The organism is Bacillus sp. AK124 (genome assembly GCF_053903085.1).
Window position 1 is genome coordinate 1,738,038 of sequence record NZ_CP096378.1, and the last position, 16,920, is coordinate 1,754,957.

Below are 16,920 nucleotides of genomic sequence, written 5' to 3' on the forward strand. Positions count from 1 at the left end.
AAATGAAATTATTTTGCCTGCCTTACGCCGGCGGATCCGAATCTGCATTTTATTCCTGGAAAGGCCATATGCAGCCCGACATTGAGATTTGTCCGATTCAGCTGAAGGGAAGGGGCCGGCGTTTCAACGAGCCTTGTTACGAAAGCCTTGAAGAAGCAGTTCAAGACATTTTTGAGCAGGTTCAAGCTGAACGAAAAGGTGACGACTACGCTCTTTTTGGGCACAGCATGGGAAGCCTTTTGGCATATGAACTTTACTATCAAATGAGCGGGGCGGGAGCTGAAAAACCGGTTCACATTTTTTTCTCGGGCTATAAAGCGCCAAACAGGATCAGAAAGAAAGAAAAACTGCATACCTTGCCCAATCCTATTTTTAAGAAAAAAATTGTCGAGCTCGGGGGAACACCTGAGGAGCTCATCAATCATAAAGAGCTATTTGAATTGTTTATCCCCATTCTCAAAAGCGACTTTAAAATGGTAGAAAACTATATCTATCAAGAAAGAAACAGCAAAATAGATTGCGACATTACCGTTCTCAACGGAAAAGAAGACGCTATGAGCAAGGAAGATGTATCCGATTGGAAACATCATACTTCAGGACACTTTACAGCCTACTACTTTGAGGGGAATCATTTCTTTTTGCACCATCACGTTGAAAAGATCACCGGCATCATCAATCATTCATTGACAGCCAGCCGGACGTTTTAACCTACGATTTCGGCGAGATTCAAGCCCGGGTCTAATCTATTTTTCCTTCCTCCGCCGCTTCGAAAATTACTTTTATTATAATCGGAACAGTGTTTTTTAGGTCTTTTGATCTGGTTGCTATTTATCTTGTCTCATAAATACGTGTTTCGACAATGTAAAATATAAAATATCCAATTCATAAAAAATTAACCATTATTAAACAATATTCCCATGGAAAATAATGATTATTTTTGATAATCTGTTTTCACAAGACGGAGGTTCAATAAAAAATCGGTAAAAGAGCAACTACAGACCAATATTATGGTGAATATTTTATCAAAAAGGAGAATTTTTATATGGTTGCTAAACATTCATTAGAAAATGGGGTATTTCACAAAATGACAGAGAATGAAAAAGAACTGATCCTACATTTTAACAACACAAAAACCGATTATCCAAAAAACAAGACGCTTCATGAGCTTTTTGAAGAACAGGCCATGAAGACGCCTGACCATACGGCTCTTGTGTTCGGTGCTCAGCGCATGACCTACAGAGAGCTGAATGAGAAGGCAAACCAAACCGCGAGACTCCTCAGAGAAAAAGGGATCGGCAGAGGCTCGATTGCCGCGATCATCGCGGACCGCTCCTTTGAAATGATCATCGGCATCATCGGTATTTTAAAAGCGGGAGGTGCGTATCTGCCGATCGACCCTGAAACGCCGAAAGACAGAATTGCCTTCATGCTCAGCGACACGAAAGCCGCGGTGCTGCTTACGCAAGGAAAAGCGGCGGACGGAATCGATTGTGAGGCTGACATCGTTCAGTTGGACAGAGAGGCTTCAGACGGATTCAGTAAAGAACCGCTCAGTTCTGTCAATGATTCCGGCGATACCGCCTATATTATCTACACATCAGGTTCCACGGGAACGCCAAAAGGCGTCATCACCCCGCACTACAGTGTCATAAGGGTCGTTCAAAATACCAATTATATCGATATCACAGAAGACGATGTCATTCTCCAACTGTCCAATTATTCGTTTGACGGATCGGTGTTCGACATCTTCGGCGCTTTATTAAACGGAGCGTCGCTGGTCATGATTGAGAAGGAAGCGCTATTGAACATCAATAGACTTGGAAGCGCTATCAACGAGGAGAAGGTCAGCGTGATGTTCATTACGACGGCACTGTTCAACATGATTGCCGACATTCATGTCGACTGTCTGTCGAATTTACGAAAAATCCTCTTCGGCGGGGAAAGAGCGTCGATACCGCATGTAAGAAAAGTGCTGAATCATGTCGGCCGGGATAAATTGATTCATGTTTACGGCCCGACAGAAAGCACGGTATATGCGACATATTATTTCATCAACGAGATAGACGATGAGGCGGAAACGATTCCGATCGGCAGCCCGCTGGCGAATACGTCGGTCTTGATCATGGATGAAGCCGGCAAGCTCGTGCCGATCGGGGTTCCCGGCGAGCTGTGCATCGCGGGCGACGGTTTAAGCAAAGGATATTTAAACCGCGAGGAACTGACGGCGGAAAAATTCATCCCGCATCCGTTCATTCCGGGAGAAAGGCTGTACAAGACGGGCGATTTAGCGAAATGGCTGCCAGACGGCAACATCGAATTCATCGGCCGAATCGACCACCAGGTGAAAATCCGCGGCTTCAGGATCGAACTTGGCGAAATCGAAAGCCGGCTGGAGATGCATGAAGACATCAATGAGACGATCGTCACCGTCAGGGAAGACGAAGAAAGCCGCCCGTACATTTGCGCCTATATCACGGCGAATCGCGAGATTTCCCTTGATGAGCTGAAAGGATTTTTAGGTGAAAAGCTTCCGGAATACATGATTCCCGCATATTTTGTCAAATTGGACAAGCTGCCGCTCACCAAAAACGGGAAAGTCGACAGAAAAGCTCTGCCTGAGCCGGACAGAACGGCGGGGGCGGAAAACGAATATGAAGCGCCGCGAAATGAAACGGAAGAAAAGCTGGCAGCTGTTTGGCAGGATGTTTTGCACGTTGAAAAAGCGGGCATTCATGATCATTTTGCACAAATGGGCGGACATTCATTGCATGCGATGGAGCTCATCGCCAAAATAAAGGAAAAAATGAATGTTGAAATTCCGCTGCATCAGCTATTTAAGCTTGCGACCATAAAGGAATTGAGCGCTTTTATCGAAGCTAATCACCAAGAAGACAAGGGCGACACTCTCGTGACAAGGGCTGCCGATCCGGAAAATATCCATGAAATATTCCCGCTCACAGGCATTCAGCTGGCTTATTTGGTTGGCAGGGATGAGACGTTCGAAATCGGCGGAGTCGCTACGAATTTAACTGTCGAATTTGAAGCTGATGTCGATTTGAATCGATTTCAGCTGACACTGCAAAAACTGATTGACAGGCATCCGATTCTCCGCACGATCGTATTTGAAAACGGAACGCAAAAAATTCTCGAAGCAACACAACGTTATACGATCGAAACTCAGGATTTAAGAGGTTTCACAGAAGAAGAAATCAACGTCAGAATTTTAGAACAGCGGGAGAAGATGACATCAAAAATCATTGATCCAAGTGTATGGCCTTTGTTTGAACTCAAAACGTTTATGCTGCCTGGAGAGAAAAAATATTTTTTCCTCAATGTGGACCCGCTCATTTGCGATGACAGCAGTATGAAACGATTAATCAGAGAGTTTAAACAACTATATGAAAACCCCGGCCTCCAACTGCCTTCACTAGAATACAGCTTCAGAGATTATGTTTTGGCCTCAATCAATTTTAAGCAAACAAGCAGATATCAAAAAGATCAACAATATTGGCTGGATAAACTGGATCATTTTCCAAGTGCGCCTGAGCTGCCTCTTAAATCTGATCCAGCCCATGTAGCGAAACCTTCGTTCAAGAAGTTTTCAACGTTTTTGGATGGACATACATGGAATGAATTAAAAAAGAAAGCCCGGCATCATCATCTCACGCCGACTTCCGTCCTTTGTGCTGCATATGCCTATATATTAGCTTATTGGAGCCGGCAAAATCATTTTGCTATCAATTTAACCGTATTTAACAGAATCCCGTTTCATCCGGATGTCAAGAACATGATCGGAGATTTTACCTCTTTAATGCTGCTGGACATCCATGCGGAAGAAAACATGAGCTCTTTCTGGAGATTTGCTTTAAATGTACAGGACACGCTTTTGGAAGCACTGGAACACAGACATTATGACGGGGTTGATGTGATCAGAAACATCGCCAAAAAGAATGGCATGAATAAAAAAGCGGTCATGCCGATCGTATTCACAAGCGTGCTGAGTGAAAATCCCGACGACTCATTTGACAGTCTTGTCGATTTTGACAACATTCATTTCTTTAGCACGAGAACGTCGCAAGTATACATTGACAACCAAGTTTATGAAATAAACGGCGGCCTTTATATTACATGGGACTATGTGGAGCAAATTTTTGAACATGAAGTAATTGAATCGATGTTTGACCAGTATATCGCTGTCATCCAGAAAGCCGTATCCGGCGAGGACGTTTCAACCATCCAAATGAATGAAAAAAGCCGCCAAATGATCAGCGCCTATAATGACACAGACCAATCTTTCGATGCCAAGCCCTTGCACGAATTGTTTACCGGCCAGGTTAAACATGGACCTGACAGAATGGCACTCAAGCATCATGATGAGGTGATGACCTATCAGGAGCTTGACGAAAAATCCAACCAGGTCGCAAGATTTCTCATCGGAAAAGGGGTTGAAAAGGGCGACTATATCGGTGTCATCGGCAAAAGAAGCCTGGGGACGATTGTCAATTTATTGGCTGTATTGAAGACTGGAGCGGCTTATATACCTCTCGATCCGGATTATCCGGAAGAAAGAAAGGCGTATATCCAATCAAAAAGCAACTGCAAATTCTTCATCAGCCATGACGTGTATGACAAAGAACATATCGAGCGCTTCTCGAAAGCGCCGGTTGACCGAAAAGTCGATTTGGATGACATGGCATATGTCATCTTTACGTCAGGAAGCACAGGCAAGCCAAAAGGCGTTCAGATTACGCATGGTGCCGCAGCGAATACCATTCTCGATATCAATGAAAAATTCAACGTCACAGAACAAGATAACATAATGGGCATTTCCTCCTTGTGCTTTGATTTATCTGTTTATGACGTGTTTGGCGCTTTAAGCAGCGGGGCCTCACTTGTCATCATTGATGACCAAAGGGATGTATTCAGTCTGAAAGAGACAGCCGAAAAAGAACGGATTACAATTTGGAATTCTGTTCCGGCGATTATGGGAATGACGGCTGATGTATACCCGGACAACGAACTCAATCATCATCTCAGACTCATCCTGCTAAGCGGAGACTGGATACCGCTTCAGTTGCCTGCAACCATAAAGAAGACGTTTAAAAACGCAGAAGTGATTAGTTTGGGAGGCGCAACAGAAGGATCCATCTGGTCGATCTACTATCCGATTCAAAAAGTAGAGGAAGACTGGAAAAGCATTCCTTATGGAAAACCGCTGGCCAATCAAAAAATATACGTATTGAACCAGAATAAACAATTATGTCCCGTCGGTGTCGAAGGAGAGCTGTATATAGGCGGAGCGGGGGTAGCAAGCGGGTATATTCATGATCAAGAAAAAACGGAGCATTCATTTATCCAGCATCAGGAATTAGGTTACATCTATAAAACGGGTGACTACGGCGTCTTGAAAGAGGACGGTTATGTAGAGTTTCTCGGAAGAAAAGACAGCCAGGTGAAGATCAGAGGCTACAGAGTGGAAATGGGGGAAATTGAAAATACTCTCGTAAGCCATCAGGAGATTACGAAGGCATCGGTTATTGATTATACAAGTCCGGACGGAATCAAAAACTTATACGCTTTTGTTGTAGCCGAGAACGCGATCAGCCAATTAGATGTAAAGGAATTTTTGCAAAAAACGCTGCCTGACTATATGATTCCTGCGAAATTCGTGCAAATTGAGGAAATCCCGTTAACTGTAAACGGAAAAGTCGATAAGCGCACGCTCCATGACTTGGCTGAACAACATACCGCAGATGAAGGTCAACGAGGCGGACGGATGCTGCCGGAGAATGAAACACAAGCCATGCTTCTGGAGATTTGGAAAGATATATTTGGCCTGGACAGCATCAATCTCGATGTCAGCTATTATGAAATCGGCGGAGATTCACTCAAAGCGATATCCATCATCACGGAAATCAACAAACGAATGAATGTTGAGATGCCGATCAGCGAAATCTTTAAAAATGATACAATCATCGCTTTGGACCACTATTTGAAAAACAGAGAAGAAAGCGATATGGAACATCCGATTCAAAAGGCTCGCGAAAAAGAGTATTATCCGACATCCCCTGCCCAACAAAGAATGTATATGCTGTCGATGCTGGAAAATGAAAGGGGAGCTTACCATATTCCGATGGCCCTTCTTGTCGAAGGCCGGATAAACGCTATGCAGCTCGAAAACGCATTGAAGACATTTTTGCAAAGACATGAAATATTGCGAACCGGGTTTGAAATCCAAAACAATGAACTCATCCAAAAAATTTATGAGAATGTCGACTTCCGCCTGGAATACGAGTGCTTAGACGCTTCGATTACAGATCAGCATGCTTTAATGGAGATCACAAGCAGGTACTGTAAAGAATCCATTAAGCCTTTTGATTTAAGCCGGCCGCCTCTTATGAGGGCCAAGCTGATCAAAATCGACGATATTAGGCATATACTGGTCATAAATTTCCACCACATCATCAGTGACGGGGTTTCTCAAGGCATCCTGATGAATGAAATATTGGAACTTTACAGCAATGTGCCATTGCCGGAAGTAAATGTGCAATATAAAGATTATGTGGAATGGAATCATACATTTAATCAATCAGCCGCGATGAAAAAGCAGGAAGCCTATTGGCTTGACGTTTATCGCGATATACCGTCAAAGCTGGACTTTCCTTATGACTATAAACGTCATCATATCGACACGTTTGAAGGAAGCAGCGTGTTTTTGGAAATGGAGCGGGAACTGTCAGATCATATAAGGAAGCTGGCGAAACATAATGGAACAACTCTTTATACGGTGATGCTGAGCGCATATTATGTGCTTTTAAATAAATATACAAATCAAACAGATATCGTTGTCGGAACCGCTGCTGCGGGAAGGCTGCATCCTGATCTGCAAGATGTATTCGGCGTTTTTGTTAATACACTTGCTTTGCGGAACGAGGTTGATACTTCCTACAGTTTTAAAGAATTTTTGCAACAGACGAAAGAGCGTACGATTGCGGCCTTTGACAATTCCGAGTATCCGTTTGATGATTTGATCCGCAAACTCAATGGTGTACGGGAGTCTAACCGCAATCCTTTGTTCGACACGATGTTTGTTCTGGAAGATGCCAGGATGTTTACCAAACAGAAAGGCGATGTCAAGCTGAGTCCGATCATCTTTGAACTGGACAATGCAAAATTTGACATGATCTTTAATGTGTTGGATTTTGAACAAAAGATCGTATTGAACATTGAATATTCGACAAGTCTTTTCAAGGACGAGACGATTCAAAAGATAGCGGAAGATTATTTCAGGATTTTAGAGGAAGTTTCAGAAAACCTTGATGTTGCTTTACATCAAATCGACATGATATCCCGTCAAGAAAAACGGACACTTTTAGAGTCCTTTAACCATACAAAGACGGCATATCCAAAAGGAAAAGCAATCCACCAGCTGTTTGAGGAGCAGGCAAAACGAATACCAGATCACACTGCAGTTGTTTTTGAAGATCAAAAACTGACGTACCGACAGTTGAATGAAAAAGCAAATCAAGTGGCAAGGCTTTTGAGAGAAAAAGGTGTCAAGCCGGATACGCTCGTCGGGATCATGATGGAGCGTTCGTCAGATATGATCGCAGCGATTCTCGGTGTGCTGAAAGCAGGCGGCGCCTATTTGCCGATTGATCCTGAGTATCCTCTGGAGCGGATGAGATACATGGCTTTTGACAGTGAAGTCAAAGTCATCATCTCTGACGTTCCGCTTGCCGAGGAGCTTACGGCGGAATCGATCGAGTTGATACATATGGATGATGAGAGGATTGCCGGGCAGGATCGGTCAGACATTGACAATGTCAATCAAAGCGGCGACCTTGCATATGTCATCTATACGTCGGGGTCAACGGGAAAGCCAAAAGGCGTGATGATCGAACATCAATCATTGATCAACTTGTGCAGCTGGCATCAATCCTGTTTTGAAGTCGGACAAAACGACAACAGCTCCATTTATGCGAGCATCAGCTTCGACGCTTTTGTCTGGGAGCTGTTCCCTTATATAACAGCGGGAGCCACCGTTCATGTCCTCAATCAGGAGACAAGGCTGGATGTTGAAAAGCTGAACCGGTATTTTCATGACCATCATATTACGATCAGCTTTTTGCCGACACCAGTCTGCGAACAATTTACAGCGCTTGACAATCATTCGTTAAGAACGCTGTTAACGGGTGGAGATAAATTAAACGTCTTTAAAGAAAAAAGCTATCAAATCGTAAACAATTACGGACCGACGGAGAATACAGTTGTTGCTACAAGTTTTCCAATAGACAAATCGCATCAAAATATTCCAATCGGAAAACCGATCGATAACGTCAAAGTGTATATATTGAACAAAGACCTTCAGCTTTGTCCGCTCGGAGCCAGCGGTGAGCTCTGCATCGCCGGGGAAGGGCTGGCCCGCGGGTATGTAAACAGACCGGAATTGACTCGGGAAAAATTCATCGAAAATCCGTTTGTACCCGGGGAAAGAATGTACCGCACAGGTGATCTTGCCAAAATGCTGCCGGATGGAAACATTCAGTTTTTGGGACGGGTTGACCAGCAGGTTAAGATTCGCGGCTATCGGATCGAACCCGGCGAGATCGAGAACCGGCTGCTTAAATATGAAAAGATTGAAGAAGCGGCGGTCATCGCAAGAGAAGACGGAGATCATGACCCGTATCTTTGCGCATATGTAACGGTTAAAAAGGAAGTCGAACCGGAGAAGATCAGAGCGTTTTTAAAGAAAAGCCTTCCGGATTATATGATTCCTCAGTACTTTGTCCAGCTTGACGGGCTGCCGCTTACCGTGAATGGAAAAGTGGATAAGAAAAGCCTTCCGGTTCCGGAACGGAGCGTCACAATGGATCGCCGCTACGAAGCGCCGCGGGATCAGATGGAAGAAAAACTTGTTTCCATATGGGAAGAGGCTTTAGGAATCAATAAAATCGGGATCAACAGCCATTTCTTTGAAGCCGGCGGGCATTCGCTTAAAGCCGCCGCTTTGGTATCAACCATTCATAAAGAACTGAATGTCAAGCTGCCTTTAAGACAAATATTCGAAACCCCGACGATTAAAGGGCTGAGGGAATATATCGGTGCGGCGAAGGAAAGTGCTTTTACATCGATAGGAAAAACCGAAGAAAAACCATATTACCGATTGTCTTCAGCGCAAAAAAGGCTCTATATCCTTTCTCAAACAGGCAGTCATGTTGCATATAACATGCCTTTTGCCATGACGCTCGAAGGCGATTTTGATATCCGCCGATTTGAGAATACATTAAAAAACATGGTCAAAAGACATGAATCATTTCGAACTTCATTTGTCATGATCGACGGTGAGGTGATGCAGCAGATTGAAAAAGAGATCGATTTTCAAGTCGCATACAGTGACATCGGCAAAGAAAGCGCCGAAGAAAAAATCAAAAGCTTCATCAGGCCGTTTCATTTGGAAAAAGCACCGCTTTTAAGGGCGGAGGTCGTCAAATTGAATGAACGTGAGCACTTGCTGATGTTCGATATGCACCATATCATTTCCGATGGCGTGTCCACCGACATCTTCATTCAAGAGCTGGGAGCGCTTTATGAAGGGAAATCACTGAAGCCGTTCCATATTCAATATAAAGATTACGCAGAATGGGAAAATAGCCATGCCCGCAGCGAGGAGCTGAAAAGACAGGAAGAATACTGGCTGAAGACGTATAAAGGCGATATCCCGGTCCTTGATCTCCCGACAGATCATAAAAGGCCGCTGACGAAAAGCTCTGAAGGTGACACCGTCACTGCAGCAATCGAAAGTGAAACATTCCGCAAGCTTCAGCATATGGCGAAAGAAAACGGCGTTACGATGTACATGCTTCTGTTGGCCGGTTATACAGCACTGCTTTCCAAATATACAGGTCAGGAAGATATCATCGTCGGGACCCCGGCTGCAGGGAGAAATCATGAGGATATTCAACATCTCATCGGCATGTTTGTCAATACCTTGGCGATCAGAAACCATCCGGAAGGGAAAAAGACTTTCAGACATTATTTGCAAGAGGTAAAAGAAAACACGCTTCAGGCTTATGAAAACCAGGATTATCCGTTTGAAGAGCTTGTAGAAAAAGTAAACATCAAACGGGACATGGCCCGAAACCCGCTCTTTGATACGATGCTCGTGTACCATAACACAGACGTAAAGCCGTTTGAAGCAGAGGGGCTGAGAAGCAGGCTGGTAGAGATCAAGCGCGGCATTTCCAAGTTTGACATCACAGTGACTGCGAGTGAAGCGGCAGACGGATTAAGATTGGAAGTTGAGTATTCAACGACGCTATTCAACAAGGAAAGAATGGAAAGACTATCTGAACACCTGATCAGCTTGTTGGAACAAGCGGCGGATCATCCGGACATTGCCATCAATCAGATAGATGTCCTGACAAAGGGTGAAAGACATCGGGTTCTGTATGATTTTAACCGAACAGACGGTGTGTTCTGCAAAGAGATGACGATACCGGAGCTGTTTGAAAAGCAGGCGGAAAAAACGCCTGATCATCCGGCGGTTGCCTTCGGGGATGAAACGATTTCTTACAGGGAGCTGAATGAAAGGGCGAACAGCCTGGCTTTCACCTTGCGTCAAAAAGGAGTAGGCCCTGATGTGATAGCAGGGATTCTCACAGAACGGTCAATCGAAATGATCGTCGGTATTATGGGTATTTTGAAAGCTGGCGGAGCCTATCTGCCAATCGATCCGGCGTATCCGCAGGAAAGAATAAGCTACATGTTAAAAGACAGCGATGTCAGCGTATTATGCGCGGCAGGCGATGTGGATCTGGGTGAAGCTTATGCCGGAGACATCATCCGGATTGATCAAACCGGACAAAATGACCACGTGGAAAACCTTAAGCATGACATCAAGCCGGAGCATTTGGCATATGTCATCTATACATCGGGATCCACTGGAAAACCGAAAGGCGTCATGATCGAGCATCATAGTGTGAACAATCTTGTTCATGGATTAAATGAAAGAATTTACCATCATCTCGATGCTCATTTAAATGTAGCACTGGTTGCGCCTTATATATTTGATGCCTCTGTCAAACAAATATTCGCAGCGCTTCTCTTCGGGCATACCCTTTGCATCGTCCCGCGCGAGACAGCTTGGGATGCGATGAGTTTAATTGAGTATTATTCGAAAAACAACATCAATGTATCGGACATGACGCCTGCTCATTTAAACATGCTGGCGTATGTAGACAAAACGGAACTCGAATTCGATCTGAAGGAATTGATTGTCGGCGGAGATGCTTTAACACCTGATGTCATAGGCGGCCTATTTCATAAATTCCCGAATCTGTCATGCAATATCACGAATGTATACGGCCCGACAGAGTGCTGTGTTGATGCTGCTTCACATCAAATCGAATCGGGAAAAGTGCCGCAAACACCGTCCATTCCGATCGGCAGACCGCTTCTCAATACAAGCATCTATATTGTGGACAAAGACCTCCGCCCTCTGCCGGTTGGGATTGCCGGAGAACTATGCATAGCAGGCGAAGGGGTTGCCAGAGGGTATGTAAACAGACCTGAGCTTACGGCGGAAAAGTTTGTCGACCATCCATTTGAGCCGGGCAAAAAAATGTACAAAACCGGAGATTTGGCGAGGTGGCTTCCGGATGGACAGATTGAGTTTTTGGGACGCGCCGATCATCAAGTGAAAATCCGCGGCTATCGAATAGAGCTTGGCGAAGTGGAACAGCAGCTCTTGTCACATGAGAAGATTAAAGAAGCGGCGGTGATCTCAGGAAAGGATCAAAACGGCAACAGCTATTTATGCGCCTATTTCGCGTCTGATCAGGAATTGCCTGCAGCTGATGTACGACAATTTCTTGAAAGGGAAATGCCTGATTATATGATTCCGTCCTATTTTGTTAAGCTTGACAGGCTCCCGCGCACCCTAAGCGGTAAAGTGGACAGAAGCGCACTGCCTGAGGCGGACGGAAATTTAATAGAAGGAACTCGGTACGATCCGCCCCGAAATGAAATCGAACGAAAACTCGTGCAAGTCTGGAGAGAGATTCTCGGTGCCGAGGACATCGGGATCAGCCACCATTTCTTTGCGGCAGGGGGAGACTCGATCAAGGCGCTCCAGATCGTTTCCAGGCTGGCAAAGATGAACCTGAAACTTGAGATGAAGGCGCTGTTCGCCAATCCGAAAATAAAGGATCTCAGCCGATTGATCAGAGAAGAAACGAGACATCGCAAACATAACAAACCCGTTACAGGTGAGACGGAACTGCTTCCTATCCAAAAGAGATATTTTGCGAACAACAAAGAGGAGCTTGACCACTTCAACCAGTCATTTATGCTCTTTAGAAAAGACGGCTATGACGAAAACATCGTCAGAACAGCCTTCAATAAAATACTGGAGCAGCATGACGCGTTAAGGATGATCTATGAAGAAAAAGACGGAGACATCATTCAATACAACAGAGGCTATCGTGAAAACTTGTTCGACCTGGATGTTTATGATGTAAGAGGCCTTGACAATCAAGCGGAAAAGGTGTTTGAGCTGGCGACAGGCATTCAAAAAAAATCATCGATTAGAAAAGGAAAACTCGTTCATCTTGGCATCTTCCGGGCTGATGAGGGCGATCACCTGCTCATTGCGATCCATCATCTTGTCGTTGACGGCGTATCGTGGAGAATTTTGTTCGAGGATTTTGAAACATTGTACCTTCAGGCATTGAAAGGCGAACCTCTCGACATCGGATATAAAACGGATTCATACCAAGAGTTCGCCCGTCAATTGAAGAAGTATGCCCAAAGCCGCAGGCTGTTAAAGGAAAGGGAGTATTGGCAAAAGGCCCTGGAAGCGGATGCTCCATTTATTCCTGCTGAAAAGCTTGAACGAGACACGTTTGAACACAGCGCGACTTTGTGCATCAGAATCAGCCCAGACGTGACAGCAAAACTTTTGCGAAACGCAAACAAAGCCTACAACACGGAAATCAACGATATTTTGCTGACGGCATTAATCGCCGCAGTCAGGGATATCACCGGAGAAAACAAATTGAAGGTCATGATGGAAGGGCACGGCAGGGAGGACATCTTAGACGGTGTTGACATCACGAGAACGATCGGCTGGTTTACGACGGTTTATCCGGTCTTTATCGATTTGGGAGAAGAAAAAGAAATATCGCAAAATATCAAAATGGTCAAAGAAACGTTGAGAAAAATACCGAATAAAGGAATCGGCTACGGCGTTTTAAAATACATGACAGAAGAGCTTCAGAAAATACAAACTCAGGCTCCGCTTTCTTTTAACTATTTTGGAGAAATGAACAATGATATGAATAGAAAAGTATTTTCCCAGTCGCCATTTTCACCGGGCGAAAGCATCGGCGGAAAAATCGCTAGGCACTGCGCCGTCGAAATGAATGCGATCTCTTTAAACGGCGAATTGACAATCTATACGACGTTCAACCAGGACCAATACCAAACAAGCGCAATCGAACAACTCAATCAATCATTCAAAGAAAACCTGGAAAAGATCGTCGATCATTGCGTTAATAAAGAAGGATCGGACATGACGCCTTCCGATTATGGCGATGTCTCACTTGGTCTTGAAGAGCTGGAGCGTATTAAAGATAAGTACAGCGCTTTTCAAATCGAAAAGATCTATCCGCTGGCCAACATGCAAAAAGGAATGCTATTTCATAACGCTATGGATCAGACATCAGGGGCATACCTCCAGCAAATTGTCATCGAATTAAAAGGACGTGTCGATCCGGACATTTTAGAAGAAAGCTTTCACGAGATCGTGAAGAGGCATGAAATCTTAAGGGCGTCTTTTGAATATGAAATCACATCCGAACCGAGACAGATTATAGCTAGAGAACGGAAAACGCCTTTCGCATCAATAGATCTGACAGGCGAAAATCGGACTCGCCAGCATAGGTTCATAGAAACATATTTAAAAGAAGATCAGGAAAAAGGCTTTGATCTGAGCAGTGAAGCCCTCATGAGGGTTTGTTTGATCAGAATGAATGACGAATCGTATCGGCTGATTTGGAGTCATCACCACATCCTCCTGGACGGCTGGTGTCTGGGTATTGTTTTGAGCGAGCTGTTCAGTCTATATGGAAAAATAATGAAAGGTGAATCCCGCCGATTAAAAGAGCCGAAGCCGTATGGAGACTATATCAAATGGCTGGAAGAACAAGATAAAGAAGAAGCGGCGGCATACTGGAAGGATTATCTAAAAGGGTATGAGTCGCGGTCTGAACTTCCGGCGTTCAATCGCGGCGCAACGTCAGAAGAATATGGCGGCAAAGAAAAAGTCATATCGTTTTCAAAAGAACTGACAACGAAAATCACCCGGATCGCCAAGACGCATCATGTCACCATCAATACGGTTCTTCAAGGAATTTGGGGCATGATTCTCGCCAAATACAACAATACCGATGAAGTCGTATTCGGAACCGTCGTCTCGGGACGGGAGGCTCCTGTTGACGGCATCGAAGAGATGGTCGGCTTGTTTATTCATACAATACCGACCCGGATCAGCTTTGAAGGCGCAAGAAGCTTTAAAGAGGTGTTAAAGAAAACACAAGCCGAGTCTATCGAAAGCAATCGATACAGCTATATGAATTTATCGGAAATTCAGGAACTGAGTGAAATGAAAAGAGAGCTGATCACCCATGTCATGGCCTTTCAAAATTATGCGTTTGATGAAGAGCTGTTCAGAAGCCAATCCGGGGAAAGCGGTTTTGAACTGGAAGGTGTTCATGGAAAAGAACGAACCAACTATGATTTTAATCTGACCGGCGTTTTAGAAAATGAGCAGCTGAAACTCAAATTGACATTTAATGAAAATGTGTATGACGACACCATCATCGAAACACTAGAAAAGCATATCATCACCGTCGCAGAACAAGTGGCGGAAGATGAGACACAAACATTACGAGACATCAACCTTGTGTCAAAAGAAGAAAAACACAGAATTTTACACATATTCAACGACACAAAAACGAATTACCCGAAAGACAAGCCGCTTCATGAGCTTTTTGAGGAACAGGCCATGAAGACGCCTGACCAGACGGCTCTTGTGTTCGGTGCTCAGCGCATGACCTACAGAGAGCTGAATGAGAAAGCAAACCAAACCGCGAGACTCCTCAGGGAAAAAGGGATCGGGAGAGGCTCGATTGCCGCGATCATCGCGGACCGCTCCTTTGAGATGATCATCGGCATCATTGGCATTTTAAAAGCGGGAGGTGCGTATTTGCCGATCGACCCTGAAACGCCTAGAGACAGAATCGATTATATGTTGAAAAATAGCGGTGCGGCATTGTTAGTAACAACAGATTCGCTTCTTCAACCTTTTGATATAAGAACCGTTGATTTGCGTTCGGACGAGTTGCACTTACTAGGCGAAGAGAATCTTCCGCGTGTAAATAGCTCAAGCGATACAGCGTACATCGTCTACACGTCCGGCTCAACCGGAACACCAAAAGGAGTGGTCATCCCGCATTACAGTGCGGCGAGAGTCGTTCAAAATACCAATTATATCGACATCACAGAAGATGACGCCATTCTCCAGCTGTCCAACTATTCGTTTGACGGATCGGTGTTCGATATCTTCGGAGCTCTCTTAAACGGAGCGTCACTCGTCCTGATCGAAAAAGAGACGGTCTTGAATACACATGAGCTGGCCGAAGTGATTGAGAAAGAACGAGTCAGCGTGATGTTCATTACGACAGCGCTGTTCAATACGCTCGCCGACATCAATATCGGCTGTCTCGCCAAGCTGCGGAAAATCCTTTTTGGCGGGGAAAGAGCGTCGATTCCGCATGTGAGAAAAGTGCTGGATCATGTCGGCCGGGATAAATTGATTCATGTTTACGGCCCGACGGAAAGCACGGTATATGCGACATATTATTTCATCAATGAAATAGATGAAAAAGCCGATACAATCCCGATCGGCAGCCCGCTGGCGAATACGTCAGTCTTGATCATGGATGAAGCCGGCAAGCTCGTGCCGATCGGGGTTCCCGGAGAGCTGTGCATCGCAGGCGACGGTTTAAGCAAAGGATATTTAAACCGCGAGGAACTGACGGCGGAAAAATTCATCCCGCATCCGTTTATGCCGGGAGAAAGGCTGTACAAGACGGGCGATTTAGCGAAATGGCTGCCTGACGGCAATATCGAATTCATCGGCCGAATCGACCATCAGGTGAAAATCCGCGGCTTCAGGATCGAACTCGGCGAAATCGAAAGCCGGTTGGAGATGCATGAAGACATCAACGAGACGATCGTTACCGTCAGAGAAGACGGAGAGAACCGCCCGTACATTTGCGCCTATATCACGGCAAAGCGTGAGATTTCCCTTGATGAGCTGAAAGGGTTTTTAGGTGAAAAGCTTCCGGATTATATGATTCCCGCCTATTTCGTGAACATGGACAAGCTGCCGCTCACCAAAAACGGGAAAGTGGACAGAAAAGCCCTGCCTGAGCCGGACAGAAGCGCAGGAACTGAAGCAGAGTACGAAGCGCCAAGAAACTATGTCGAACAGCGCATCATTTCCATCTTGGAGGACGTACTCGGAACAGAGCGGATGGGTATTTCCTGCCATTTCTTCGACAAGGGGGGGAATTCGCTGAAAGCGATGCAAGCTGTTCATTCCATTAACAAAACGTTTGGCATTGATATGAGGATCAGCACGTTCTTTAAACATCCGACTGCAAAATCATTAGCGCGTTTTGTATTAACCGCTGAAGCCGAATCGGCCGTTAGTGAGGAGTACGCGGAAGAGGAAGTGTGATGGAATTGCACTGTACAATCTATCATTTGAAATGATAGATTGTACAGCTGCCCCATTTTCCGCAAAAAAACGATTCTGATATTGGCCGCAAGTCTGACGAATGGAGTGAGATG

The 16,920-nt window shown here is 45.0% G+C and carries 2 protein-coding genes; both read left to right on the forward strand.

Annotated features, from left to right (window positions below):
• Nucleotides 1–2: 2 nt before the first annotated feature.
• Nucleotides 3–707, forward strand: a complete 705-nt coding sequence (locus M1E06_RS08850; RefSeq protein ID WP_075213159.1) for a thioesterase II family protein — start codon at nt 3–5, stop codon at nt 705–707.
• A 335-nt stretch (nt 708–1,042) separates the two neighbouring features.
• A complete protein-coding gene (gene bacA / locus M1E06_RS08855; protein ID WP_456270530.1) occupies nt 1,043–16,807 on the forward strand; it encodes a bacitracin non-ribosomal peptide synthetase BacA in 15,765 nt (5,254 codons plus the stop codon).
• Nucleotides 16,808–16,920: the final 113 nt, after the last annotated feature.

Excerpts from the sequence above, each read along its gene's own strand:
- M1E06_RS08850 (WP_075213159.1), top strand. The coding sequence starts at position 3 with ATGAAATTATTTTGCCTGCCTTACGCCGGCGGATCCGAATCTGCATTT.
- bacA (WP_456270530.1), top strand. The coding sequence starts at position 1,043 with ATGGTTGCTAAACATTCATTAGAAAATGGGGTATTTCACAAAATGACA.